Source organism: Nocardia sp. NPDC052112 (genome assembly GCF_040680135.1).
In the GTDB taxonomy this organism is placed as follows: Bacteria; Actinomycetota; Actinomycetes; order Mycobacteriales; family Mycobacteriaceae; genus Nocardia.
Genome location: NZ_JBFAWD010000024.1, coordinates 54,871 through 77,541, shown reverse-complemented (window position 1 = coordinate 77,541; position 22,671 = coordinate 54,871). Strand labels below are relative to the sequence as shown.

Annotated in this window: 17 protein-coding genes; 1 reads left to right on the top strand and 16 read right to left on the bottom strand. The window is 65.6% G+C overall.

Features of this window, described 5'->3' with window-relative positions; genetic code table 11:
* Positions 1 to 31 precede the first annotated feature (31 nt).
* From AB0L58_RS34445 to AB0L58_RS34415, 7 genes are read right to left on the bottom strand one after another with little or no spacing between them, the layout of a single operon-like run.
* The gene (locus tag AB0L58_RS34445) at positions 32 to 1,045 is read right to left on the bottom strand and encodes a UbiA family prenyltransferase (RefSeq protein WP_364393664.1); all 1,014 of its coding nucleotides are present in this window, start codon (positions 1,043 to 1,045) and stop codon (positions 32 to 34) included.
* Positions 1,045 to 1,857: an SDR family oxidoreductase gene (locus tag AB0L58_RS34440; protein ID WP_364393662.1), complete on the bottom strand. Its 813-nt coding sequence runs from the start codon at positions 1,855 to 1,857 to the stop codon at positions 1,045 to 1,047. The genes AB0L58_RS34445 and AB0L58_RS34440 overlap by 1 nt, the downstream gene beginning before the upstream one ends.
* Before the next feature lie 2 nt (positions 1,858 to 1,859).
* Positions 1,860 to 2,825 carry a DUF1702 family protein gene (locus AB0L58_RS34435; RefSeq protein ID WP_364393660.1) on the bottom strand — a complete coding sequence of 322 codons (966 nt, stop codon included), beginning with the start codon at positions 2,823 to 2,825 and terminating at the stop codon, positions 1,860 to 1,862.
* Positions 2,826 to 2,865: 40 nt separating this feature from the next.
* Positions 2,866 to 4,479 carry a hypothetical protein gene (locus AB0L58_RS34430; protein ID WP_364393657.1) on the bottom strand — a complete coding sequence of 538 codons (1,614 nt, stop codon included), beginning with the start codon at positions 4,477 to 4,479 and terminating at the stop codon, positions 2,866 to 2,868.
* The gene (locus AB0L58_RS34425) at positions 4,476 to 6,443 is read right to left on the bottom strand and encodes a CRTAC1 family protein (RefSeq protein ID WP_364393655.1); all 1,968 of its coding nucleotides are present in this window, start codon (positions 6,441 to 6,443) and stop codon (positions 4,476 to 4,478) included. Before AB0L58_RS34425 ends, AB0L58_RS34430 begins: the two co-directional genes overlap by 4 nt.
* Positions 6,444 to 6,481: 38 nt before the next feature.
* Positions 6,482 to 7,876 carry an aminotransferase class I/II-fold pyridoxal phosphate-dependent enzyme gene (locus AB0L58_RS34420; protein WP_364393652.1) on the bottom strand — a complete coding sequence of 465 codons (1,395 nt, stop codon included), beginning with the start codon at positions 7,874 to 7,876 and terminating at the stop codon, positions 6,482 to 6,484.
* Positions 7,873 to 14,214 carry an SDR family NAD(P)-dependent oxidoreductase gene (locus AB0L58_RS34415; protein WP_364393650.1) on the bottom strand — a complete coding sequence of 2,114 codons (6,342 nt, stop codon included), beginning with the start codon at positions 14,212 to 14,214 and terminating at the stop codon, positions 7,873 to 7,875. Before AB0L58_RS34415 ends, AB0L58_RS34420 begins: the two co-directional genes overlap by 4 nt.
* A gap of 284 nt (positions 14,215 to 14,498) precedes the next feature.
* On the opposite strand from AB0L58_RS34415, the gene AB0L58_RS34410 reads away from it, so the two are divergent.
* Positions 14,499 to 15,038 (top strand): nuclear transport factor 2 family protein, encoded by a 540-nt coding sequence (locus AB0L58_RS34410; RefSeq protein ID WP_364393647.1) that lies wholly within the window; start codon positions 14,499 to 14,501, stop codon positions 15,036 to 15,038.
* Here AB0L58_RS34410 and AB0L58_RS34405 read toward each other — a convergent pair whose 3' ends face one another.
* From AB0L58_RS34405 to AB0L58_RS34365, 9 genes are all read right to left on the bottom strand, one after another.
* A complete protein-coding gene (locus tag AB0L58_RS34405) occupies positions 15,039 to 15,746 on the bottom strand; it encodes a TetR/AcrR family transcriptional regulator (RefSeq protein ID WP_364393644.1) in 708 nt (235 codons plus the stop codon).
* Between the two features lie 28 nt (positions 15,747 to 15,774).
* Positions 15,775 to 17,409 (bottom strand): MFS transporter, encoded by a 1,635-nt coding sequence (locus tag AB0L58_RS34400; RefSeq protein ID WP_364393760.1) that lies wholly within the window; start codon positions 17,407 to 17,409, stop codon positions 15,775 to 15,777.
* Between the two features lie 217 nt (positions 17,410 to 17,626).
* Complete coding sequence (locus AB0L58_RS34395) at positions 17,627 to 17,977, bottom strand: HPF/RaiA family ribosome-associated protein (RefSeq protein ID WP_364393642.1); 351 nt, start codon at positions 17,975 to 17,977, stop codon at positions 17,627 to 17,629.
* Positions 17,978 to 18,110: 133 nt separating this feature from the next.
* Entirely contained in the window at positions 18,111 to 18,647 is a 537-nt protein-coding gene (locus AB0L58_RS34390) for an MFS transporter (RefSeq protein ID WP_364393758.1), read from the bottom strand.
* Positions 18,648 to 18,886: 239 nt separating this feature from the next.
* A complete protein-coding gene (locus AB0L58_RS34385) occupies positions 18,887 to 20,353 on the bottom strand; it encodes a nitrilase-related carbon-nitrogen hydrolase (RefSeq protein WP_364393640.1) in 1,467 nt (488 codons plus the stop codon).
* 123 nt (positions 20,354 to 20,476) lie between these two features.
* Positions 20,477 to 21,070 (bottom strand): hypothetical protein, encoded by a 594-nt coding sequence (locus AB0L58_RS34380; protein ID WP_364393637.1) that lies wholly within the window; start codon positions 21,068 to 21,070, stop codon positions 20,477 to 20,479.
* A 14-nt stretch (positions 21,071 to 21,084) separates the two neighbouring features.
* The gene (locus AB0L58_RS34375; RefSeq protein ID WP_364393635.1) at positions 21,085 to 21,603 is read right to left on the bottom strand and encodes a hypothetical protein; all 519 of its coding nucleotides are present in this window, start codon (positions 21,601 to 21,603) and stop codon (positions 21,085 to 21,087) included.
* Between the two features lies 1 nt (position 21,604).
* Positions 21,605 to 22,330: a WXG100 family type VII secretion target gene (locus AB0L58_RS34370; RefSeq protein WP_364393632.1), complete on the bottom strand. Its 726-nt coding sequence runs from the start codon at positions 22,328 to 22,330 to the stop codon at positions 21,605 to 21,607.
* Positions 22,330 to 22,659, bottom strand: a complete 330-nt coding sequence (locus AB0L58_RS34365) for a type VII secretion target (RefSeq protein WP_364393630.1) — start codon at positions 22,657 to 22,659, stop codon at positions 22,330 to 22,332. The genes AB0L58_RS34370 and AB0L58_RS34365 overlap by 1 nt, the downstream gene beginning before the upstream one ends.
* Positions 22,660 to 22,671: the final 12 nt, after the last annotated feature.

Below are 22,671 nucleotides of genomic sequence, written 5' to 3'. Positions count from 1 at the left end.
GATCGTGGCTCCATGGTCTCTCGTGATGCGCTCATCGTAGGCAGAACACGGCGGCCGCGGGCACTACGGCCGCCCAGGCAACGAGCGCGACCATGTATACGAACAGCTTTGCCTGCGCTCGAACCAGCGGCATAGCGTCGTCCAGCGGCTTGCCCCAGGTGCCGAGCTGGGTCCGGCCCAGATAGCCGATAACGATCAGCACCCCAACGGCATACACGATCAGTGTCCAGGTGAATCCCACCATGGCGACGACCGACCCGGCCACGAGTGCGGCGCCGACGGTGACCCGGGTCATCGACTCGAACAGCGAGACGCGCAGGCCCAACGCCACCACCGAGGTCCGGAATCCGTGCTCCGTGTCTTCCGGAATATCCTCGGCGGTGTTGGCGACGAAGACACCGGTGGTCGTCAGGCCGAGGCCGAGAATCGCTATGAGAGCAGGGATTTCGATCGGCCGGTCATACAGTCGGAGCACGACGATGCCAGGGAAGACCATGGTCATGATGTAGGTCCACGGAATCTGCCAGAACCCCGCGGCCTTGAAATGCCAGGGCGGCAGCGAATACTCCAGCAGGAGCAAGGTGCCGATAGGGATGATCAGCAACAGGTCGTAATGTCCGGTGGCCACGGCGAGGTAGATCGCCGCGACGCCGATGCCCGCGGTGGTGAAATAGATCTGCCAGGCCACGAATCGCACGCCGAGATCTCGAACCATGCGGGAGAACTTGGATTTGTATTCGACGTCCACCCAGCGATCGGCCAAGCAGTTGGCGACGTGCAACAGTTGAATGGCGGCGGCCAGCATCACCGCGGCCACGATCATCGGCGCCGACCAGATCTCGGCTCCGGTGTGCGCGCTGAACAGGACATCGGCCACCATGACCGCACCGGACATCGGCGCGATTTCCGGCCGGGTCAGCCACAGCGCATAGTTGATCTTCGTGCGCAGCGGCAGCGGACGCCCCTCCTCGCCGGGGCCCGCGGTGAAGATGCGGCGCAACTCGGCACGCAACGAGGCTGCCCCGCCACTGACGGTGGTGGACATCAGGTCTGCTCCTGCTGGGCATGTCGACGTGCTCGGGCAATACTGCGGCGGAAGAACGGCCGGGACAGGTCCTCCGGGAGATTTGCCCACCGCAGGAAGAAGGCGGTCAGTGGATCCACCGTGATGTGGTGACGTCCGCGCTCCAGGCCGCGCACCGCCGCTTCGCCGACCTTGGCGGCGGGCATCGGCTTGATCGAACCGGTAATGGCCTTGGTCTCGGCCGGTTTGCGCAGATTCTCCCTGGCGAGTCCGGGCGTGTCGGTGTCGGCCGGGTACAGGACCGAAACCGACACCCCGGCGGGCTCGACCTCGTAGCGCAGGCACAGTCCGAGCTGACGGACGCTGGCCTTGGTCGGGCCGTAGCTCGAATATCCTGGGATGCCCAGGAAGGCCGCCGTCGAGCTGGTCAGCAGGACATGGCCTTCGCCACGTTCGACCATGCCCGGCAGCACACATCGAATGGCATTGACCGAACCGAGGTAGTTAGCATCGCTCTGGATGCCGAACTCGTCGCTGTCGATATCGAGGAAAAGTCCGGGCAGGGTGAGGCCCGCGCAGCAGGCGATCACCGCGCAGGCTCCGCTGCGGTCCTCCAGTTCTTTGACGGCGATCGCCAGTCCGGCACGGTCGGTGACATCGGCGGTGCGCCAGTCGGCCCCGATCCGCTCGGCGGTGCTGCGCAGCGGCGCCTCCCGCCGGGCGATGACCGAGACGCGCGCACCGCGCATCGCGAATGCGGTGGCCACGGCGGCACCGATGCCTTCGGAGCCGCCGGTGACGATCACATGCTTATCCGTCCAGCGCACAGTCATTCTCAGCTCCCGCCGGGTACGGCCAGCTCGCCGAGACGGTCGCGCCAGGCGTGATAGCTGGTGGCGGTCCCGTCCTCCGGTACGCCGACGAACGCCTTATCGATCAAGGCCACGGCCTCATCGATGGTGCGACCGGTATAGGTCCGCACCGCGACCTCGGTATGCGGGGTCGCGCTGTCGGCCTGCTGGCGGATCTTCGCGACCATGGTCGAACCCGCCGCCAACTGCTGGTGGAACTGCGGCACCAGGGATCGGATCGCTTCCAGGTCGGCGACTTCCACACCACCGGCGAAGGTGGTCGCGATGCCGATACCGTTCCACAGGTCGGCATGTCGGCTCGGATCGAACTGCGCGATCCGCGATGCGACACTGTCGACCGAGCCGCCACCGATGAACCACAGTGCGCGCCCGATGCCTTGATCGGCGGCGCGTTTCAATGGCGCGGTATCTCCCATCCACGATGGGTACCGCTCGTCGACGTGCTGTCGGTCGATGTATTTCTCGGTGCGGAAGAAGGCGTTGTAGAAGCCGTATCCGTCGATCGCGAGCCAGCGGTACACCGGATGTTTCGGAAAGACCTTCTTCCAAATGGGTTTCGGAATCTTGCCCATCGCAAGGCCGACGCCGACATACATGGTCAGGTCGTGCTTGGCCGCGGGTCCGGTGAACAGGTCCGCGGCCCGATGGCTGAACGGGGTGATCGAATCGACGGCCGCCAGCCCCGTCGCGGCGCCCTCGAATGCGAATCCCTGGTACTGCTCGGGCAGCTGTTGGATCTGCTCGATCAATTCCGCATTGTTCTTACTGCACACCGCGACATGGATGCTGGTGGACAGGTGAGTGGCGACCCGCTCGAGTTCGGCGGCCGTCGCCGGGCTCGGCGTCGCGAAGCCCGGCCGTTTCAGTGGTTCCTGCTCGATATTGGTACCGAGCAGGGTGGAGCGAAGTGGACCGATCAGTGATGGCATAGGACCCTCGATTCTGTCGCGGTGGTGGCGGTTCCGGTCGTCAGGACCGGGCCGGTTCCTTTTCCGGTTCGTCTGCCACTTGTTCGTCCGCCGCCAGTTCATCCGCAGCCGGTTCGACCGCCACTGGCTCGTCCGCAGCCGATTCGACCGCCACCGATTCGACCGCGGCCGGCTCATCCGCCACGGTTCCCTCCGCCGCCAACAGTTCGTCCACCACCGGTTCGACCACTGCAGGCCCGCCCACTACCGACTCGTCGGCCACCGGCTCGTCCGCCACCGATTCGACCGCGGCCGGCTCATCCGCCACGGTTCCCTCCGCCGCCAACAGTTCGTCCACCACCGGCTCGCCTACCACCGGCTCGTCCGCCGCAGCTTCGACCGCAGCCGATTCGACCACCGCAGACTCGTCCGCCACCGATTCAACCAACGCAGGCTCATCCACCACCGGCTCCTCTGCCGCGGCTTCGACCACAGCCGATTCGACCACCGCAGGCTCATCCGCCACCGATTCAACCAACGCAGACTCGTCCACCACCGGCTCCTCTGCCGCGGCTTCGACCGCGGCCGATTCGACCGCGGCAGACTCGTCCGCGGCAGGTTCGACCGCCGCTGCTGTCGCCTCCTGGACGCCCACCACCGCGACCGTTGCCCGCTTCGCCAGCCATTCGCGAATATTGCGGGACCACCAGAACAGTCCGCGACTCGCGCAGACGATCACCAAGGCGAAGAACAAGCCGAACGAAACATGCAAGGCCATCAGCACGCCGTACATCAGGCCGACCGACGCGCCGAAGATGATCTGATCGCGCTTGGCGAACGGTGAGGTCGCCGGATCGGTGATCATGTAGTTGGTGTAGAGCACGAAGGCGATACCGGTGATCGGCAGCAGCGCCGCGATGATCGAGATGTTGTCGTCCAAGAGGCCGCGCACCACCGCCTGCAGCACATACGCACCCAGCCAGGCCATGATCAGCGGCGTCTTCTTCGTCAGCTTGGCGTTCAGCATGGTGCCCGCACCGAGCAGAGCGAGCACGATCAGCGCGTCGGCCGGACCCGAGACGTTCTCGACGAAGTGATACGGACCGACCACGGCGATCGTCGGGAAGACCAGCAGCGCGACCACGATCCCGAAGTTCGACGGGTTCATGAAGTGCCTGACCTTGCCGTTGATCTTGGCCCGCAGCACCCATTTCGTGCCGACCGCGACCGTGATGCCGAACATGATCGGCAGGAATTGGTCTGCCGCGTACATCAGGAAGTTGAAGGCGACACCGGTGATGTGCGCGGGCAGCAGGAACACGATCAGACCGCGAAGTCCGTTGCCCCGGTATGCCGCTGGGCGGCGGTAGGCCCAGGCCGCCAGCGTTTCCAGGATCAACTCCACCGCGTACGCGGTGCCCGCACCGAGGAACGGCCACAGCCACGGCTGCTCGAAGCCGAGCCACAGGAAGCCCAGAATATTGAAGAATGTCAGCGAGGCCGCGAAGTTGCGCAGCGCGAGATAGCGCGGGTCACGTCCTTCGATATTGACGCCCAACCACTTGCGGCGCCAAGCCTGCACCGGTGTCGGCTCGGGCGCGGAGCCGTTGGTGTTTTCGATGACGTCCACGGCGACCTTGCCGTTGGAATGTGTGCCGTTTCCTTGAACACTCACTGGTGCACCTCCCGGGCATCGGAGTCGAGAACGAGGGTGTGTTGCCCCGGTTGCAGCTGCAGCTGCTGGTTATGCACGGCGCCGTGGTTGTCGCGCCACGCGAGTTGTACCGCCAGCGCGGTGCCTGCGGCGATATCACCGAGTCCGACGTGGATATCGGTGGAGCGCTTGCCCGCGTGTCCGCTGCCGCCGTCGACCTGTGCCACATGGGTTTTGCCGTCCGGCATCGTCACGGTGACTTCGGCGCCGAGGGCCGGAGACCCGAGCACCGGCTTGCCTGCGACCGTTGTCTCGCCGGCGGCAGCGGTGGTCGGTGGGGTCAGCAGTCGCAGGCCGAGGTACTGCCCAGGATGCGGTGCGTCGTTGCGGTAGAAGACCGGCGCTTCCCACTGCCTGGCGACCGCGAAGCTGAGGTTGCCGGTTCCGGTCGAGTCACCGACCGCGATGCCGCGGGTGGGTGTTGCCGCGAAGGTGTCCAGGGCGGGCGAGATATTGGTGAACTTGCCACTGTCGTCCTGGGCGAAGAAGCCGATCCGGTTATTGCCCGCCAGGTCGGATTCCTCGGTGAACTTCGGCCAGGCCCACGGGTACTTGGTGAAGTCGTCGTTCATCGTGGCCATTTCCTGTACCTGCGGCCAGCGCGTGCTCGAACCCTTGAACATGCCGTTGGTCTGCACGATCTGCGGTCGGCCGCTGTTGTCGAAATCGGCAACCTTGGTATCCCAGCACCAGCCGTCCCAGGCGATGCCCTTCTCCACGGCCCGGTTCTCGAACGGGGCGACACCCGACTCCAGTTGCGCCGCAGCCTGCTTCGGATCGGCAGCGGTGTTGTAGAAGGCGAGATTGGCTTCGACGATGCCCCACCGCTGCGCGATATTGCTGACGAACAGATCGGGCATGCCGTCGCCGTCGAGATCGGCGAAGTCCGCGCCCATACCCTTGAACGAATCATGGCCGAGCACAAAGGACTTCGGATCGGTTGGGCCGCGCTCACCTTCGGCCGCGCCGAAGCTGATATGTCCCGGTGTCGACTTGTTCACGAACAGGCGATCCGGGCCCATATCGTTGGCGACATAGAGCTCGGGTAGGTGATCTCCGGTGAGGTCCTGGGTCGCCGATGCCAGCGTCCAGCCGTTCGCCTTCCCCTCCGGAAGCGCATCGACCACCTCGCGGTAACCTGCGGTCGGCTCGGCGCCGCCGGTGCTCTGCTGGAAGGTGAGGATGCGGTCGGTCCCGGCATTGGTCGCTTTGGAGAACGATTCGTTCAGCGTCAGGCTGTGCTGGCCGTCCGAACCGATGAAATCGCTGTCCGGAAAGTAGTTTCCGAGGTAGACATCCGGGTTGCCGTCGCCGTCGAAGTCGGCGACCGAGGCGGCCAGGGTGAACCAGCGCGCGCCCTGATAGCTACCGTCCTTCGTCGCCGGCGGCTCCACCATTTCCACCGGCCGGAATGCCTTGTTGTCCAGATGCTTGGCACCCGCGCGCGGCAGGTACAGGATCGGGGTGCGGCCGCCGTAGTACACCATCAGACCGATGCGGCCCGAGTGGTCGAAATCGCCTGGGACACACCCGGTCGGGGCCATCCGGTCGTCGGTCGGCAGCGGGGCCGGATCGAGGACGAATGGCGCGTAGCGGCTGGTGTCGCTGTCCGGTGTCGGCGTCACGATCACCGTATCGGATCGAGAATCGACCAGGCACAGATCATCGGCGCGGCCGTTGCCGTCGATATCGTTGATGGCCGCCGCGGAGTTGACCGAGGACATCCAGGCGACGACATGCTCGTATCGTGGCTCGATATGGCGGATCTTGTGTTCGGGCAGGCCCGGCGGCAACGCGATCGGCATCTCGGTGAAATGGAACCGGCTCGCCAGCGGGCTGTTCGGATCGGTCTCGACCGGGGCGATCATGGCCGAGTGGGCCGGTACGAACAGCACCGCCATCAGCGTCAGCGATGCCAATGGCACCAACGCTTTTCGCAACAGAGAAGAACTGACCGGCAATTTCACGAGTGATGACTCTCTTCCGTGGTGAGACCGTCGAACACCGCACGCAGGGTGTCCAACGCATGATCGAGCTGCGCCTCGGTATGACGGCAGTTGATGAAGAACCGCAGCCGCGCCTCGCCCTCGGGAACCACCGGATGCCCGATGGCATTGGCCATCACATTGCGCTCCAGTAGTTCCATCGAGGCGCGCACCGCGGGTTCGTTCGCGCCGGTGATGATCGGGGTAATCGGAGTGGCTTGGCCGTTGCCGGTGTCGAAGCCGAGTTCGCGGGCCCGCCGATGGAAGTACTCGGCGTTGTGCCGCAACGTAGCGACGCGTTGCGGCTCGTCGTGCAGCACGGCCAAGCCCGCCAATGCGGCCGCCGCCGCGGACGGTGCCGGTGAGGCGGTGTACATGCTCAGACCGGCGGCGGAGTATTTGAACCCTTCGACGAGTTCGCGATTGGCCGCCAGGTACCCGCCGACGCTGCCGAGCGCCTTCGACAGTGTGCCCATCCAGACATCGACCGCATCGCCGGGCAGATCGAACAGCTCACGGGCGCCGAGCCCGCGCGCACCGAGCACACCGAACGAATGCGCTTCGTCGATCATGATCGAGCAGTCGTATTTCCGTGCCACCTCGATGATTTCGGGCAGCCGGACCACATCGCCATCCATGCTGTACACGCCCTCGATCAGCACCAGGGCCCGATCGAAGCTGCGTCGCGACATCGCCAGAATCGCCTCCAGCGATTCGGGATCGTTGTGCCGGAAGGTGACTCGTTTGCAGCCCGCCCATTCGGTGCCGGAGACGATGCTGTTGTGGATCAGTGCATCGCAGACCGCGATATCGCGCTTTCCGAGCAGGAAGGCGACCGCCGCCGCATTGGTGAGGAAGCCGCTGGCCGTCACGATAGCGGCTTCGGTGTCGTAGATCCGCGCGAGCTCGCGTTCCAACTCGCCGTAGAGCGGTAGCTCCCCGGCGACCATCCGCACCGCGGCCGCGGATGTCCCGTAGCGACCGATCGCGGCAACGGCGGCGGCATGCACGCGTGGCTCGGCGGCCAGGTCCAAATAGCCGAAACTGCTGAAGTTCAGCATGTCTCGGTCGGCGAAGCTGGTCACGGCCCCGCTGATGCCGTCGTGCGGCAGATAGTACGGATTGAGCACACCGGCCTCGCGAGTCCAGGCATCGAAGGCGGCGAACTTCTCATTGGCCTCGACTACACCCGGATGATCGCGGAAGGAGGTCTGCAGGCTCGGGCCGCGGGCGGTCCGCACATCGGCCGCACCGCGTTCGGGCCCCGGCGCCGTCGCGGTGCCGGCACGATTGGTGCTGGCACCAGTGCCCGCATCGTGCTTGGCCATCAGCGCACGGGCGAGCGCACGGGGATCGATGCTCTCAGTTGTCATGCAGTAGTCCTCACACTGTCGGTGGCGGTGGTTGCTTCTTCGTGCGCGATCTGGGCGGCGATCTTGACGCCGAGGCCCGCCAGCGAGAGTCCGGCCCCGATCGAGAGGACCGACATCTTGACCCCGAGGCTCTTCACGACGCGCGCGCCGAATTCCATGGCCATCAGCGAATCCAGCCCCAACTCCATGGTCGGGGTCGCCAGATCCACGGTGTCCGCGTCGACGCCGAGCACCAGCGCCAGTTGTTCGGCGAGCAGGCAGGCGACCACCTCACCGCGAATTTCCGGGTCCAGCGTGAGGATTTCGGCGCGCAGCGCGCTGGTGCCCGCCGCCCCGCCGCCGGCGGCGGTGACCAGTTCGACGAACCGCGGCGCGCGCGCCGACGAACGGTGCGCGAGTGCCCACTGCGCCCAGTCGATATCGAGCAGGGCGACCTGGGTGATATCGAAACGCAGACATTCCCGCAGCAGCAGCGTCGCGAAATCCATATCCAGCGAGCCGTATCCGGTCATCTCGGCATAGCGGGATACCGCGCGCGAGTCGGCCATACCGCCGTCGCCGCGCATGAATCCCCAGTCCACCGACAGCGCGGGTCGGCCCTGTGCGCGCCGGGCCCAGGCGAGTGCGTCTAGCGCGGAATTGGCTGACGCATAACCCAATTGGGGTGCGAGTCCGGCAATGCCACTGGCCGATGCGTAGAGCACGAACAGGTCGAGCTCGACACCGGCGGCGGTGGTGGCCCGATCGAGATTGGTCGCGCCGATCACCTTCGGATCGAAGATCTCGCGCAGCGATTCGGCGGTGACCTCGGGAATCTCGGTGTTGTTGACCACGCCTGCGGCATGGATGACACCGCGCAGCGGCGCACCACTGGCCTGGATGCGCGCGACGAGATCGGCGACCGCATCGTAGTCGGCCACATCGAGACGTTCCTCACGCACGTCGACACCCTCGTTCGCGAACCGCACCAGATGGTCTCGCGCCGCATCGGTGGTGGCGCCGCTGCGGCCGACGAGCACCAGATGACGCACTCCGGCACGCACCAGCTGACGTGCGGTGGCCAGACCGAAGGCCCCGAAGCCGCCGGTCACCAGATAGCTTGCGGCTGGGTCGAATTCGAAGTCGCCGGGAATGTGGCGCACCGCCGGATGCCGCTCGCGCAGATCGAGCACGACCCGGCCGATCTGGGCCGAGCGCGCCACTGTTTCGAAGGCCGCGGTCAGTTCGTCCAGTGCGAACGCGGTATTCGGCAATGCGGTGTACTCGCCGTGGAACATCGCGTCCACCACCCGCCGGGCCGCCCGGCGCACCTGTTCGGGTCGCCGGGCCAGAATGCGGTCGATATCGACGGCGAAGAATGCCAGATTCCGGTCGAAGGGCCGCAGGTCGATGGTGCCCGAGCCGTAGATGTCGGCCTTGCCGATATCCACGATCCGGCCGAATTCCCCCGCGACCCGGAAGTTCTGCTGCAGGATCTCGCCGGGCGCGGAACTGTAGACGACGTCGACGCCCGCACCGTCGGTCAAACGCAGTACCTCGTCGACGAAGCCGACCGACCGGGAACCGAGCACCTCGTGCGCACCCACGGCGCGCACCTGGGCGCGCCGTTCCTCGGTGCCCGCGGTAGCGATCACCCGCGCCCCCAGCCGCAGCGCGACCTGAACGGCGGCCATGCCCATACCGCCTGCCGCGCCGTGGATCAGCACCGTTTCGCCCGGCTGTACCCGAGCCAGTTCGCCGAGCCCGATTTCAGCGGTGAACAACGGCATCACCGATGTACAGTGCAGCGGATCGAAGGTGCCGGGCGGGAAGATATCCATGCGGGTGGTCGCACCGGTGTCCGGTCGAATCGTGACGTAGCGCTGGACGATTCCCGGTGCCACGACCGAAATCTCGTCTCCTGGAGCGATATCGGTGATATTTCTGCCGACCCGGCTCACGACGCCGTAGCCGTCCATGCCGATCTCGGTACCGAAAAACGTGCCGTCCAGCTCTCTTTCGGTGAGGACACCCAGCACCTTGAGGGTGTCCTTGTAGTTCAGGCCGACCGCTTGCATCCGGATCTCGACCTCGTCCGGTCCGGGTGCGACCCGATCGCAGGTGCGCAGTGCGAGTTCGGGCAGCAGCCGCGAGCGTGGGATATCGAGCCGGAACGACTGTTCGGGATCGGTGAGCGGCCGCGGCGCATCCCATCCGGCCAGCCGGTCGGTGAGGGTATGCCGCCAGTGGATCGTCCACCGCGCGCCCGCACGCAATGCCACCTCGTCGATGGTGGTGTCGCAGTAGATCTGTTCGAGGATATCGGCCGCCGGGGAAGCGGGTTCGGTGTCCACCAGCCGCCACTGTCCGGCCGGAAGTTCGTTGAGCAGTTCCCGCCGCGCGCCGGTCAGGACGGAATGCTCGAGTCGGGCGAACCGGTCGATCGGCAGGCACAGCGCATATTCGGTGACCACGACGGCGTGGATCACCAGCGGCAACTCGTCGGAAAGCAGTCCCTTGATCGCCTGCGCGACCTGGGCAAGTCCGTACACATTGCGCATGCCGTCGAGTTCTGATCCGGCGACGACGACGAGCCGCACGCGCTCGACCTCGGGCCGGGCGTGGGCGGCACGCAGCAGGCCGAGCAGCTCTGCGCTGTCGGCCGCCGCGGCGTGCTCGCCCACCGTCACCGCTTCGGCCCGGATCCGCACATTGGCGATTTCCTTGGCCCGCTGGGAAATTTCCGCACCGAGGTTGACGACGAGCAGGAATTCCTCATCGCCGGGTAGATCGGGCACCGCCGGTTCCGCGGTGTCCGCCACGATCTCCCACACCGGTTCGTAGAACAGCGGGTCGAGCTGCTCGGTGAGCGCCGACCGCGGTGTGAGCGCACGGAACCCCACCCCCGTCATGGTCAGTGCGACAGTGCCGCTCGCGGACACGATGCGGATATCGGCGCGCAGCGGATCGCCGGGCACCCGGGTGAGGACCACGACCGGATCGACAGGCATCGGTCCGGTCCAGCGGATCCCGGCGACCGAGGCAGGCACGACCACCTCGGCGTCGTCACCGGAATTCGCCTGTGTCGCAGCCGTTCGCGCGTACAACGCGGCGAAGCATTGCAGGGCCGAATCGACTATCGCCGGATGGGCGAGATGCCGATGCCCAACGGCGGCAGACGAATCGAGCTGTGCGACAACGCTATCCGGGCCGAGCCAGACGTGGCTCAATAACCGGAAGGCCGGGCCGTAGCGGAGGCCGTGCGCGGCCATACTCTCGTACAGCTCGTCGACCGCGACCTCCACCGCGTCCACGGGCGGCACCACGGCGACGGTGGTGGCGTCGGTGTCCGCCTCGATGAGGCGGCCGTGCGCATGGAGTGTCCATCCCCCGCCGGCCGCGGGACGGGACCGGATGCTGAACCGGCGGGTGCTCTCCTCCACACCGATCCGGACGACCGGCACATCGTGCTCGTCGATGACCAGCGGGCTGATGAATTCGACGGATTCGAGCCCGAACGAATCCCGGCCGGTGCGCAGCGCGATGGCGCTCATGGCGGCGTCCAGATAGGCGGCACCCGGCAGCACCACCGCACCGGCCACGACATGGTCGCGTAGCCACGGCAGATTCGAAACCGACAGTTGGACTTCCCATTCCGTGGCCACCGCCGCGGTGCGGTCGCCGAGCATGGCGTATCCGTTCCGGGTCCCGATCCGATCCAGCTCCGTCTCCGGCTCCTGGGTCCACACGAACCGGCGCTGCCACGGATAGCGCGGCAGGTCGACATGTCCGGCACCCGGATCGATCGCGCCGGGCAGGCGGTCGCCGTCCAGAGCACCCGCCCGGTACAACTCGCCGATAGCGGTCAGGATGTGCTCGCCGTCGCCGCCGCCGCGCGTCAGCGTGCCGATGGCGGTGCCGGTAATACCCTGCTGCACAAGGATTTCCCGGATGCTGCCGCTCAACACCGGGTGCGGACCGACTTCCAGGAAGACCCGGTGTCCGACATCGAGCAGTTCACCGATCGCGTCCGCGAATCGGACTTGGTCACGGACATTGCGGGCCCAGTACTCCGGACCCCAATCCTCGTGCGTCGCTCGCGTACCGGTGACCGTCGAATAGGTGGGCACGGTGCATTCGCCCGGTGCGAGCGCCGCCAATGCGGTGCGCAGGTCATCGAGGATCGGGTCCATCAGGTGGCTGTGGTACGGGACTTCGACCCGCAGCGCCTTGGCGAAAACGCCTTCGGCGGTCAGATGTTCGGCGAGGGCGGCCAGTACCCGACTGTCCCCGGCCAGGGTGAGCGCAGACGGGCTGTTGACCGCGGCGACGCAGACGCCGTCGAGGTCCGTCAGCAGTTCGCGTGCCTCGGCCTCGGCCAGCCCGACCGCCAGCATGCCGCCGGTCCCCGCCGTGGTGGCCTGCAGGCGGGACCGGTGATAGCTGACCAGGACCGCCTCGGTCAGCGACAGCGCACCGGATACATAGGCCGCGGTCACCTCGCCGACGCTGTGTCCCACCGCGACGGCAGGGCGGATGCCGAATTCGGCGAGTTCCGCCGTCAGCGCGGCCTGGAGCAGGAAGTTGGCCGGTTGCGCGATCTCGGTGCGCCAGATCCGCGAGTCCGCCTCGTCGCGACCCATCTCCTCGAGAATCGACCAGCCCGCGAGTGCGGTGAATTCCCTGTCGATTTCGCGCGCCAGCTCCGCGGCCGGACCTGCACCCGCGAGTAGCTCGCGGCCCATGGCCCACCACTGCGGCCCCATACCGCTGTAGACGAATACCGGGTCGGTGTGCCCTTCCGCGATCGCGCGCGCGGGCGGTTGACCACCGCCAGCGGCGAATTCCGCGAGCTGAGAACGCAATTCGCCGGCATCGCGGTAGTGGAAGGCGGTGCGCAGCGGGTGATGGGCACGGCGCACCCAGGCCGCCTCGGTCAGCGTATCGAGCGGTTCGGTGTCGGCCGCCGCCAATATCCCAGCGGCCAGCGTGCGCAGCGCCGGTTCGCTACGCGCCGAGAGCGGCAGGATCGGTAGCTGCCCTTTTCGCCGCATTGCCGCTGTGTCGGAACGAGTTTCGGCCGCGGCGGGTGCCGGGCCGATCAGCGCGTGCGCATTGGTGCCGCCGTAGCCGAAGCTGTTGACCGCCACCAACGGCCGGACCAGTGGTTCGGGCACCATCGGCACCCGCAGCCGCAGCTCGTCGAACGGTATTTCCGGATTGAGCTGATCCAGCCGGGCCTGCGGCGCGATCATCCGGTGGTAGACGGTCAATGCCGCCTTGATGGCTCCGGCCACGCCCGCCGCCGCCTCGGTATGACCGATATTGTTCTTGACCGACCCGACCGGCAGCGGATCGGTCCGGCCGTCGATCGCGCCGTACACCTTGCCGAGGGCCGTCATCTCCGCCGGATCGCCGACCGGCGTACCGGTGCCGTGCGCCTCGACATAGCCGATCTCATGCGGGGCGATGCCCGCACCGGTGTGCACGCGCCGGGCAAGTTCTTCCTGCGCGACAGGATTGGGGACCGGGATGGCCAAGGTGCGGCCGTCCTGGTTCACGCCGCTGCCACGGACCACCGCGTAGATGCGGTCACCGTCGCGTACCGCGGCCTCGACCGGCTTGAGGATCACCACCCCCGCACCCTCGCCGCGGCCGTAGCCGTCGGCGGCGGCGTCGAACGATTTGCAGCGGCCGTCGACGGACAGGAACCGGCCCTTGCACATGGAGATGAAGGTTTCCGGCTGCAGCATCGCGTTGGCGCCGCCGACGATGGCGGCGCTGCATTCGCCGAGCGCCAGTGCTTGGACGGCCTGATGCAGCGCCACCAGCGACGATGAGCAGGCGGTGTCGATGGTCATGGTCGGGCCGTGCAGGTCGAGCAGGAAGGCGATGCGCGCCGAGAGCAGGGTGTGCGACGAGCTCGTCGGGGTGTGGCTGTTGATCGCGGAGCGAACCACATTGCGGCCCACCGCATTGTCGTTCATGAAACCACCGACGAAGACGCCGATATCGCGCCCGGCGATCCGTCCGGTCATCCCGCTGTCGTCGAGCGCCTCCCACGCGACCTCGAGCAGCAGCCGCTGCTGCGGGTCCATGATCGAGGCCTCGCGCTGGGAGATGCCGAAGAAGTCGGCGTCGAACTCCCACAGCGACTGGGTCAGGAATCCGCCACTGCGGGTGTACATCCGGCCGGGCGCGTCCGGATCCGGGTCGTAGAACTTGTCGAGGCTCCAGCGATCCGGCGGCACCTCGACGATGCCGTCCCCCTTGCCGATCAGAAAATCCCAAAAGGTGTCCGGTCCATCGATTCCACCGGGAAATCGACAGCCGATACCGACGATTGCTGCATCGGACATTGCGCGACCCTCGATTTCTGCCCTGAGCATTGAACGGTAGGCAGCATACTTCGATATTCGATCCGCAGCACAGAATGACCGAAACCTGTTGCAGTAGCCCTTGTTCGGCGTCCACATAGTGAAATTACAGCGTTATTCGGACAGACCATGACATTGTTATTTCAGGGCTGACAACGTTATAACTTGCCGGTCGGCACACCGGGCTCGGAAAATAACAATGTCATGGGTTCGCATGACATTGTTATTCGAACCCATGACATTGTTATCGGGGTACGGTGACCGCCATGAACTCTGGTGAATTCGCCCTCGACCCGGCCGCCGAGCCCATCGTGGACACCGACTGGCTGCGCGAATTCGTCGACCGCTACATCGCGGGTTGGAACACCGGCGACGGCGACGCGGTTGCGGCCTGCGTCACCGAGGACACGCGCTGGCTCGACCCGTCCGAGCGCGAGCTGATCATCGGCCGTGCCGGGGTCGCGAAGTTCGTCCACGACACCAAGCGGGCATTCCCGGATGTCAACTACACCACCGTCTTCGAACCGGTAGTCACATCGGACACGCTGGCGGCAATCGTGCCGTGGCGGATGACAGGCACTCACCTCGGCATGATCGATCCGCCCGGATTCGCCGGTACCAATAAGAAATTCGACCTGTTCGTGGTCGACATCTGGCAGTTCCGCTCGGGACTCATCTGGCGCAGCAAGGCCACCTGGGATCTGAACGAACTCCTGCTGCAACTCGAATTGCTGCCCAAGCGCAACGGCTTCGCCGAACGAGCCATGGCCCTGGCTCAGCGCCTCACGGTCAAATTCCGCGGCTGATCACGGATGCGGACCGGTCAGCGCCGCGACGTGTTCGAGGGCACGCGCCAACGACTGCTCGACCGTCGCGCGTTCGGCGCCCATTCCGATCAGGATATTGACGATGGACGGCAACAGCACCTCCGACAGCCCCTGGTCGCCATACAGCCCCGCCATATCCAGCTGGATGAATCCGTACAGCCCGGTCCAGAACTGCGCCGCGGCCGAGCGCTCATTGATACTGTGCAGCAGATTCGCCTCCAGCGCCCGCCGGGTCGCGCGCACCACGAAATCGAAACTCTCCGCGAAGTTCTCGAAGTCGGAGTCGCTGCCACCGGCCAGCACATTGCCGCGGTGCACCCGCACCTCCGCCTTCGGCGACTCGGTGGCGAACATCAGCCGGAACAACTCGGGTTTTCGCAGCGCCTCATCCCGGAAGATGAAGCCGAGCACCAGGATTTCGGCGATCGGATCGTCGGCGACCTCGCATTCGCCCAGCCGCGCGACCAATTGCGCGAAACCCTCCGAGCCGACCGCCTGGATCAGACCCGGCATACCGCTGAAGTTGGAGTAGATGGCCATGGTCGAGACCCCACATATCCGCGCCACGCGACGCACGGTCAACGAGGCGAGTCCTTCCGTCGAGATGAGTTGAACTGTGGCAACTATCAGGCGATCGCGCATCGAGCCGGATAGTGCGGGCTCCAACGCCGTTGCAGTGTCGATCATTACCTCACCTAGCCAGTGCTCATGGTTGCTATGCCGCCGCGACACCCAGCTCGTCGGCGGTGATCTCCTCCAGTGACTTGCGCCGGGTCTCGACGATGAAACCGACGGCCACCACCGCCGCGATCGCGATCGGCGCGGCACTGATCAGTGCGGTCAGAGCGATCGATGGCGTGGTCACGGCGAGCACCACCAGCGCGACGACCAGCACGCCGCCCGCCTTGGTCATGGCCGCCGCAACACCGCTGCCGCGGGACCTGATCCGGGTCGGATAGACCTCGGCGCCGTAGGCGACGATGACCGCGACCACCGAGCTGGAACCCCAGATCGGCACCACGAGAAGCGCATACAGCAGCGTGGTGTTGTCCGCGACGTGATCGCCGAGGATCACGAACCCACCGAGCGCCACGGCGAGCAGGGTGCTGAGCGTGATCAGCGTCCATTTGGTGGAGCGGTGGTAGCAGTAGGCGACCAGGAAGTTCAGTGGGAAGCCGATCAGCGCGGAGTCGCGCAGGATCTTGTCCGCGGTGACGCCGGTGAATCCGAGGCTGCGCAGATTCGTCGGCAGCCACAACTGGAAGCCGTAGGTGACCAGTCCGACCCCGAGTCCCAATAGCGCGAGCACGATGGTCATTCCGGCAAAGGGGCGGCGCAGCAGCTGACCGAATCCACCGCCCAGACCGTCCTCGGCGGCGGCTTCCGATTGCTCGACAGCGGTGACCTCGGCATGGTAAGTGCGCAGCACCTTTTCGGCTTCGCGGTGCTTGCCGATGGCCATCAGGAACCGTGGCGACTCCGGAATCCAGCGGACCAGCAGCACCAGCAACAGTCCGGTGGGCAGGCCGATCAGCCACATGCTGCGCCAGCCGTAGGTCTCGCCGATCGTCGAGGACAGCCAACTCGTGATGACGTAGGCCCCCGCGATATCGCCACCGACCAGCACCAGCAACCAACCGCGATGGCGCGCCGGGATGGTCTCCGAGAGCAATGTGAAGGCGATCGGCAGCATCCCACCCGCGCTCAGGCCCATGATGAAGCACATCGCGACATTCAGTTCGAAGCTCGGCATGGCGCCACAGATCGCGGTCGCCACGAAGAAGATTCCGGCCAGCAGGATCGCCGCCTTGCGGCCGATACGGTCGCCGAGCCAGCCCCACAGGAACGACCCGAGCACCGTGCCGGTGAGACCGGATAGTGGTAGCAGCGCCACCGGTAGGGCGTCCAGGTGCGGATTCGCCGGGGTACGCAAGTGGTACTCGGCGCCGACACCCGGGACGACGAAGGCCAGGGTGGTCGGCTTCATCACGTCGATGGTGATCGCGGCGGCCATGATCAGCAGCAGCACCACGTGCACCCGGTTGATCGGTGCGTCGTCGAGTGCCCGCACCCGCAGCCCGGCCACCGTATCGTGCACCGCGCGCCGCGGGAACAGGCCGTAGGTGGTGACGCCCAAGCCGACGACGATCAGAATCATCCCCGTGATCATGGCGCCGTCCATGGGCATGCCCGCCATCCGATAGCCCATGTCACGGGCCATGAGATACATCGGAAAGTGCAAAGCGGTGCCGAGCACCGTCAACACCAGACCGAACCAGAAAGCTCTCGTACGCCGACGGCTGATCGGCCCCTCCGATCTATACGCGATATCGACGGCGTTCACATACATCACCAGGCCCTCATCAGCCCCCCACACACCAGTTACGGATCGGTATTACACACGAATTCCGGGTCGATGTGGGGCTTTTAATATGTTCGGAATCAACAAGTTCGGGGCGCTGCCGACTTTCCTATGAGAATGGTTACGGCCACGGTCGGCTGGGTAACCTGCTGCACCGATATCGTGCATGCCTTCCCATAAGTGGGGATACTGTTGATGTTGACTATTATTCGACGCGCAAGTGCCTGATGGATTCGCCACCCTTTGTTCGATGCAGGCGGCCGAAGCGACTGTCGAGGAGGTTGACCATGGCGTCGGCGGCGCCGGTATAAGCTTCTTCGACCGTAGCCGCACGATGGGTTACGGCGACCGGAGGCTGACCGGATATGCGGGCCTCCAATACACACTGCTTATCATCCGGACCGCCTTTTTGGGCGTTCAGATCGGTCAGATGGACTTCCAGCCGGGTGACCTGATCGGCGAAGCGGTCGAGTATCGAGGAGAGCGTCGATTCCACGCGCTCGGCCAGCGATGCACCGCCGTGGATATTGCTGCCGGTGTTGACCTGAATCTGCACTGGCGTCTCCAATCCGATAGATGCGACGACACTGTCTGCCTACGGTTACCGACGCACGGTGCGCGCTTATTCAGCAATCCGTCGGCAATACCGACACTACTCGCGGCGGTGTGCGCTCAGCAGATTCCAAGGTTCAGGCCGCGGTCTGCGCCGCGATCGGTGACATCGTGTGAGAATCGGGAACGACCGTGCCGCGCAACGAGGTACCCGCGGTCTCTCGCAGGAACGACCAGGCGACGAGTCCGATCAGGCTGGCGCCCACCATGTACGCGGCCGGGAACAGCGACCAGCCGGTCTGTTCGATCGCGGCCTCGTTCACCAACGGTGCGGCACCGCCGTATTCACCGCCGGTCGAGAAGCCCTGCACGACACGTAGTGCGATGAGCAGAACCGGTGCGGACCAACCGATCTGGGCATGGGTCGGGAGCAGGCCGATACATCCGGTCGCACCGGCCATCAGCAGAATTGTGGTGGCCAGCACGACTTTTCGGCCGAGTCGGTCGCCGAGCGGTCCCCAGACCATGCCGCCGAGCGGACGCAGCAGGAAGGAGATGGCAAAGCCGAGCATGGTGCCGAGGGTGCCGAGTTCGCCCGGGAAGAATGCGTCGGTGAGGTAGGTGGCGGTCGCGGCATAGACCCCGTAGTCGAACCATTCGGTGGCATTACCCATTGCGGAGGCGGCGACCGAGCGACGTAGCGTCGTCTCCGATTCGCGATCCGTCACCTGCGCCTCCTCACCAGCCCCGGTCACGGGCCTCGATTCGTCCGACCGGCCCGATCCGGTTTTCCGGGTGCGGGCACGGAATTAACCGATACCCAGGTTCCGAACTGGGCAAACCGGCGGCGGGCCCGCCGACCCGGTGACGGGCACGCCGCCACCTGCGGGATCAGCCGCAATTATGAGCGGGGTCACACTTGTACTTTTTGGCGACGAATGCTGTTCGTTATCAGCCGTCGGCGGGCACCTCGGGCTCGACGTGATTGCCGCCGGAACGAGCCGATGGCGACCACCGCGAACACGGCCACGGACAGCCAGCCGAACCAGTCGCCGAATCGGGCATACACCGTTTTGTCCGAGTCCAGCGGAATGGTGGCGAGCACCGATCGGGTCACCGTGACATCGGTCCGCGCCGACGCCAGGATATGGCCACGGGAATCACTGGCCACGAGTTCGCCGAGTTGAGGTGCGCGCGCGATGCCGACACCGGATTCGATGCCGCGCATAACGGCCATGCGGCTGTGCAGCCAATGGTCGTCGGTGAAGTCGAGGGCCGGGACCAGCAGCAATGATGCCCCGCGATTCCGGTTCTCGCGCACCAGGTCCGGACCATCCAGGTCGAAACACACTGCCAGCGCCCAGGGTTCACCCGGAATGCGCTGCCAGCCGGTACCTGGTTCGAGACCCTTCTCCAGGCCAGGGATCAAGCGATGCTTGGCGTATTCGACTCCCGACGGATAGTCGATGGCGGCGTTGACACTGGTTCCACCCGCGGTTTTCACCAGTCCCGCGACGACGTGGACACCGCGTCGGGTGGCGACCTCGGTGAGCGGACCGGACAGCATCGGTAACGTCGATTCGTCTGCGGTCCAAGCCTTTTCGGGCAGCACAACCACCTGCGCACCCTGATCGGCGAGCCTGTCGATCTCGTGCACGGCACGGGCGACCATATCGCGACCATCCGCCGAGTCCACCGGAACATATTCCGGCGGTTGGGAAACCGCGAGCAGACCGACGCTCACCGTATCCCGCCCCGGTGCAACGGCAAGGTGCCACCATCCGAACGCACCGACCACGACGAGCAGCAGGGTGCCCGCCCTCGCGATCCGAAACCGTTGTACACCGGTTACTTCGGGAGCAGCCAGGACCGCCACGGCCGCCGGCACCAGCATGATGAGGAACGCGATTCCCCACGGACCGGTCACCGCTGCCGTCTGCATCAGCGGCAGCAGGCCGAATTGGGTGTAAGCGATGCTCCACCACGCACCGAACTGCCCGGCCAGCGATACCGCGAACTCGAATGTCACCCATCCGGTCGGCAGTGCGAGCACCGCGAGTCCCGGCCGACCACGCAGCACCAATGCGCGCGTCATCGCCACCAATCCGCCGAATACCGCGGCGGTTCCGCCCAGCAGCAACAGCGCGACGAGTACAGGTTGCTCGATCGTGTCTATGAAGTACGGCCAATACCGCGATCCGCTCCCACACCATGCCAGCAATCCCGCAAGGAACGCCGTGCCCGCCCCAACGCGCGGGGCTATCAGCAGCACCGGCAGCGGTGCGAGAAATACCAAGCCGGGCAAGGGATGCAGACCGGTACCGAGGTACCACAGCACCGCCGACACCAGAATCGCGGCCAGTGCCAGAAAACGCGTCATCGACAGCTCCACATTCGATCGGATGCCACCCGATGCTCCGCTGTCGACCGCTCCCGCACATCACCCGCAGGAGCGAACCGGGACTCACTCCTTCGACGCGGCGCGGACGCGCATCGCTCGAGCTCAGCGCGGTTCGGCTCGGCGCTGCCGCACCGCCACGGCGAAGTTCGGGTGTGCCGAAACGGTCAGCGGGCCGGTCGTGTCCGCCAACCAGACGTCCGCGAAGTAGCGGGACCGCTGCCATACCACTACGGCGAGCAACAGCCCGATCGGAAAACATCCGGGCAGAATCGCGAAGGTCAGCGGCACATAGAACCGCGATGCGCCGAGATAGGTAGCGATGCACACCGCGATAACCGTCAGCGCGATGGCCAGTAGCAGAAGTCCCGCGATGCGCCGATATCGGCGGATATCGCACAGACAGTACGCACAGGCCGGGCATTCGAAACGCAGGATGGACTGCGCGCGACCCGCTTCGAATCTCCGTGCCGGACGCAAGGATCGCAGCACAGCGCGCGGCGTCGGCAGCTCCGAGCCAGGTCCGCTGGAGCTCACGGTGAACGGCCGAAATTGCACGCTCGGCTCGCCATGTTCACTGCATATCTCCGGCATCGACTCGCGCAGAATCAGCTCGGTCGGTGCGGTAGCCAGTAGCGGCACCCGATCGGGGTTGATATCGGTTTCGAACGGGACCCGCTGTCGCTGCTGTGTGCCCATCACATTCTCCCGGATCACACCAGCCAGCCGCGCTGCTGACGTTCGCGGTAATACAGGTCGTCGTCATCCGGTTCGTCAGGTGTGACGACGCGGTCGCGGTCGGGCTTGCGCGTTCCGGGGAGCACGACACCGGCCGTCGGTGCGGGCGGTGTCTGCCGCGGCGCCTCGGGTGGAGGTGTCGGTGTCCGGTCGGTCGGCAGAGCAGTCGCGGCAGGGGCCTGCTCCTGCGGCGGTTGCTTGCGCAGCCGCGTCAACTCTGCCTCGCCCTCTGCGGCGAGCCGCTGTCGTTCGTGCTCCGGCATCTCGGCGAAACGTCGCATCGCGGCCGGCAGCGTCCGATCGAGCACCTGATTGAAAGCGTTGCTGCGCAACAACTCTCGGGCGCTGCCTTTACCCTCGATAACGCCGCGGAGCTGATCCTTCAGCCGCGGATCGGAGGTGCCGTTCATGAGGGTTCGCAGAGCTCGGCCGAGCTGGCGCGAAACCGCCACATCACCACGAGCGAGGTCGTGGATCGGCTCGGGTGTACTCACCTCAGGCTCCCGGATGGTCATAGGTTTTGGTGGGCAACGACGGCAGATCGGTCGATTGGATAAGGGCCACCGCAGCGTGGATGAGCCCGGCAATGCCCTCGAGGGCGATGACGGCGTAGGTGAACGTCTCGACCAACTTGCCGAATTCCGCAATGACCTTCAGTGTGGTCGCGGTAGCGGCGGCGACCAACGCGGCGGTGGCGACCAGACCGACACCGGTGAGCGAGGACGCCTCCGCCGCCGCCCATTCGATGACAGCAATGGCGGCCATATCCAGCACGGTCTGCGCCCCATCACTGAGCGCCTTCGCACTGAAGTACGCCGACAACGCGAAGCTGTTGATTTCGTCGGAGATGTCCTGCAAGGAATCGACTTGTCCCGCAACGGCATCGGCGAACTTCTCGAAGTACGCCTGCGCACTCGATGCGGCATTGCCATCCCAGTGCGGATCAACGGCTTTCGCTGCAGACTTGATCTCGTCCGAGTAGCTCGAACTGTACGCCGCGAGATTGCCGACCGCCTTACCCGCCTTTTGCAGGGCCTCCCAGTCACCGGCGATCTTCGTCGAGACCCACTCCAATGGGTCCGTTCCGAGCACATTCTTGCACCAAGTCTGGACCCAGTAGGTCGGTGAGATCTCATTGGAGGTGAGCAGAAACTCGAACTTATCGGAGACCGGGTCTTCCGGCTCGGGCTCGGTCAGCTTTGCGACGGGGGCTTCGGCCATCACTCATCACCACTCGGGTAAGTGCGGTCCAATTCCTCGGCTCTGGCTTTGTCCGTGGTCCGATACATCTGCGCCGCCACGGACAACTCGACCGCCGCGGCGCTGGTGAGCTGACCGAGTGCGACGTAGTTCGGCTGCAACTTGTCCAGCGCGTCCCGAACGGCCTTGGCGCCGATGACGAATAGGCCGCCATCGCCGAACACACCATCGTCGACCTCGAGCCATTTCTTCAGGTACGAGTCGGTGTTCGCATTGTCCTCGGACAACTTCTGCAAGCTCGTGGAGAAGGTTCCCACTTCCGCCGGATCCACATTGAACTTTTCCGTCATCGGAGCCCCTCC

Coding starts and splice junctions, on each gene's coding strand:
- AB0L58_RS34435 (WP_364393660.1), bottom strand. CDS start 2,825: ATGCCATCACTGATCGGTCCACTTCGCTCCACCCTGCTCGGTACCAAT.
- AB0L58_RS34445 (WP_364393664.1), bottom strand. CDS start 1,045: ATGTCCACCACCGTCAGTGGCGGGGCAGCCTCGTTGCGTGCCGAGTTG.
- AB0L58_RS34400 (WP_364393760.1), bottom strand. CDS start 17,409: ATGTATGTGAACGCCGTCGATATCGCGTATAGATCGGAGGGGCCGATC.
- AB0L58_RS34365 (WP_364393630.1), bottom strand. CDS start 22,659: ATGACGGAAAAGTTCAATGTGGATCCGGCGGAAGTGGGAACCTTCTCC.
- AB0L58_RS34405 (WP_364393644.1), bottom strand. CDS start 15,746: ATGATCGACACTGCAACGGCGTTGGAGCCCGCACTATCCGGCTCGATG.
- AB0L58_RS34415 (WP_364393650.1), bottom strand. CDS start 14,214: ATGTCCGATGCAGCAATCGTCGGTATCGGCTGTCGATTTCCCGGTGGA.
- AB0L58_RS34370 (WP_364393632.1), bottom strand. CDS start 22,330: ATGGCCGAAGCCCCCGTCGCAAAGCTGACCGAGCCCGAGCCGGAAGAC.
- AB0L58_RS34385 (WP_364393640.1), bottom strand. CDS start 20,353: ATGACGCGTTTTCTGGCACTGGCCGCGATTCTGGTGTCGGCGGTGCTG.
- AB0L58_RS34410 (WP_364393647.1), top strand. CDS start 14,499: ATGAACTCTGGTGAATTCGCCCTCGACCCGGCCGCCGAGCCCATCGTG.
- AB0L58_RS34420 (WP_364393652.1), bottom strand. CDS start 7,876: ATGACAACTGAGAGCATCGATCCCCGTGCGCTCGCCCGTGCGCTGATG.
- AB0L58_RS34380 (WP_364393637.1), bottom strand. CDS start 21,070: ATGGGCACACAGCAGCGACAGCGGGTCCCGTTCGAAACCGATATCAAC.
- AB0L58_RS34440 (WP_364393662.1), bottom strand. CDS start 1,857: ATGACTGTGCGCTGGACGGATAAGCATGTGATCGTCACCGGCGGCTCC.
- AB0L58_RS34390 (WP_364393758.1), bottom strand. CDS start 18,647: ATGGGTAATGCCACCGAATGGTTCGACTACGGGGTCTATGCCGCGACC.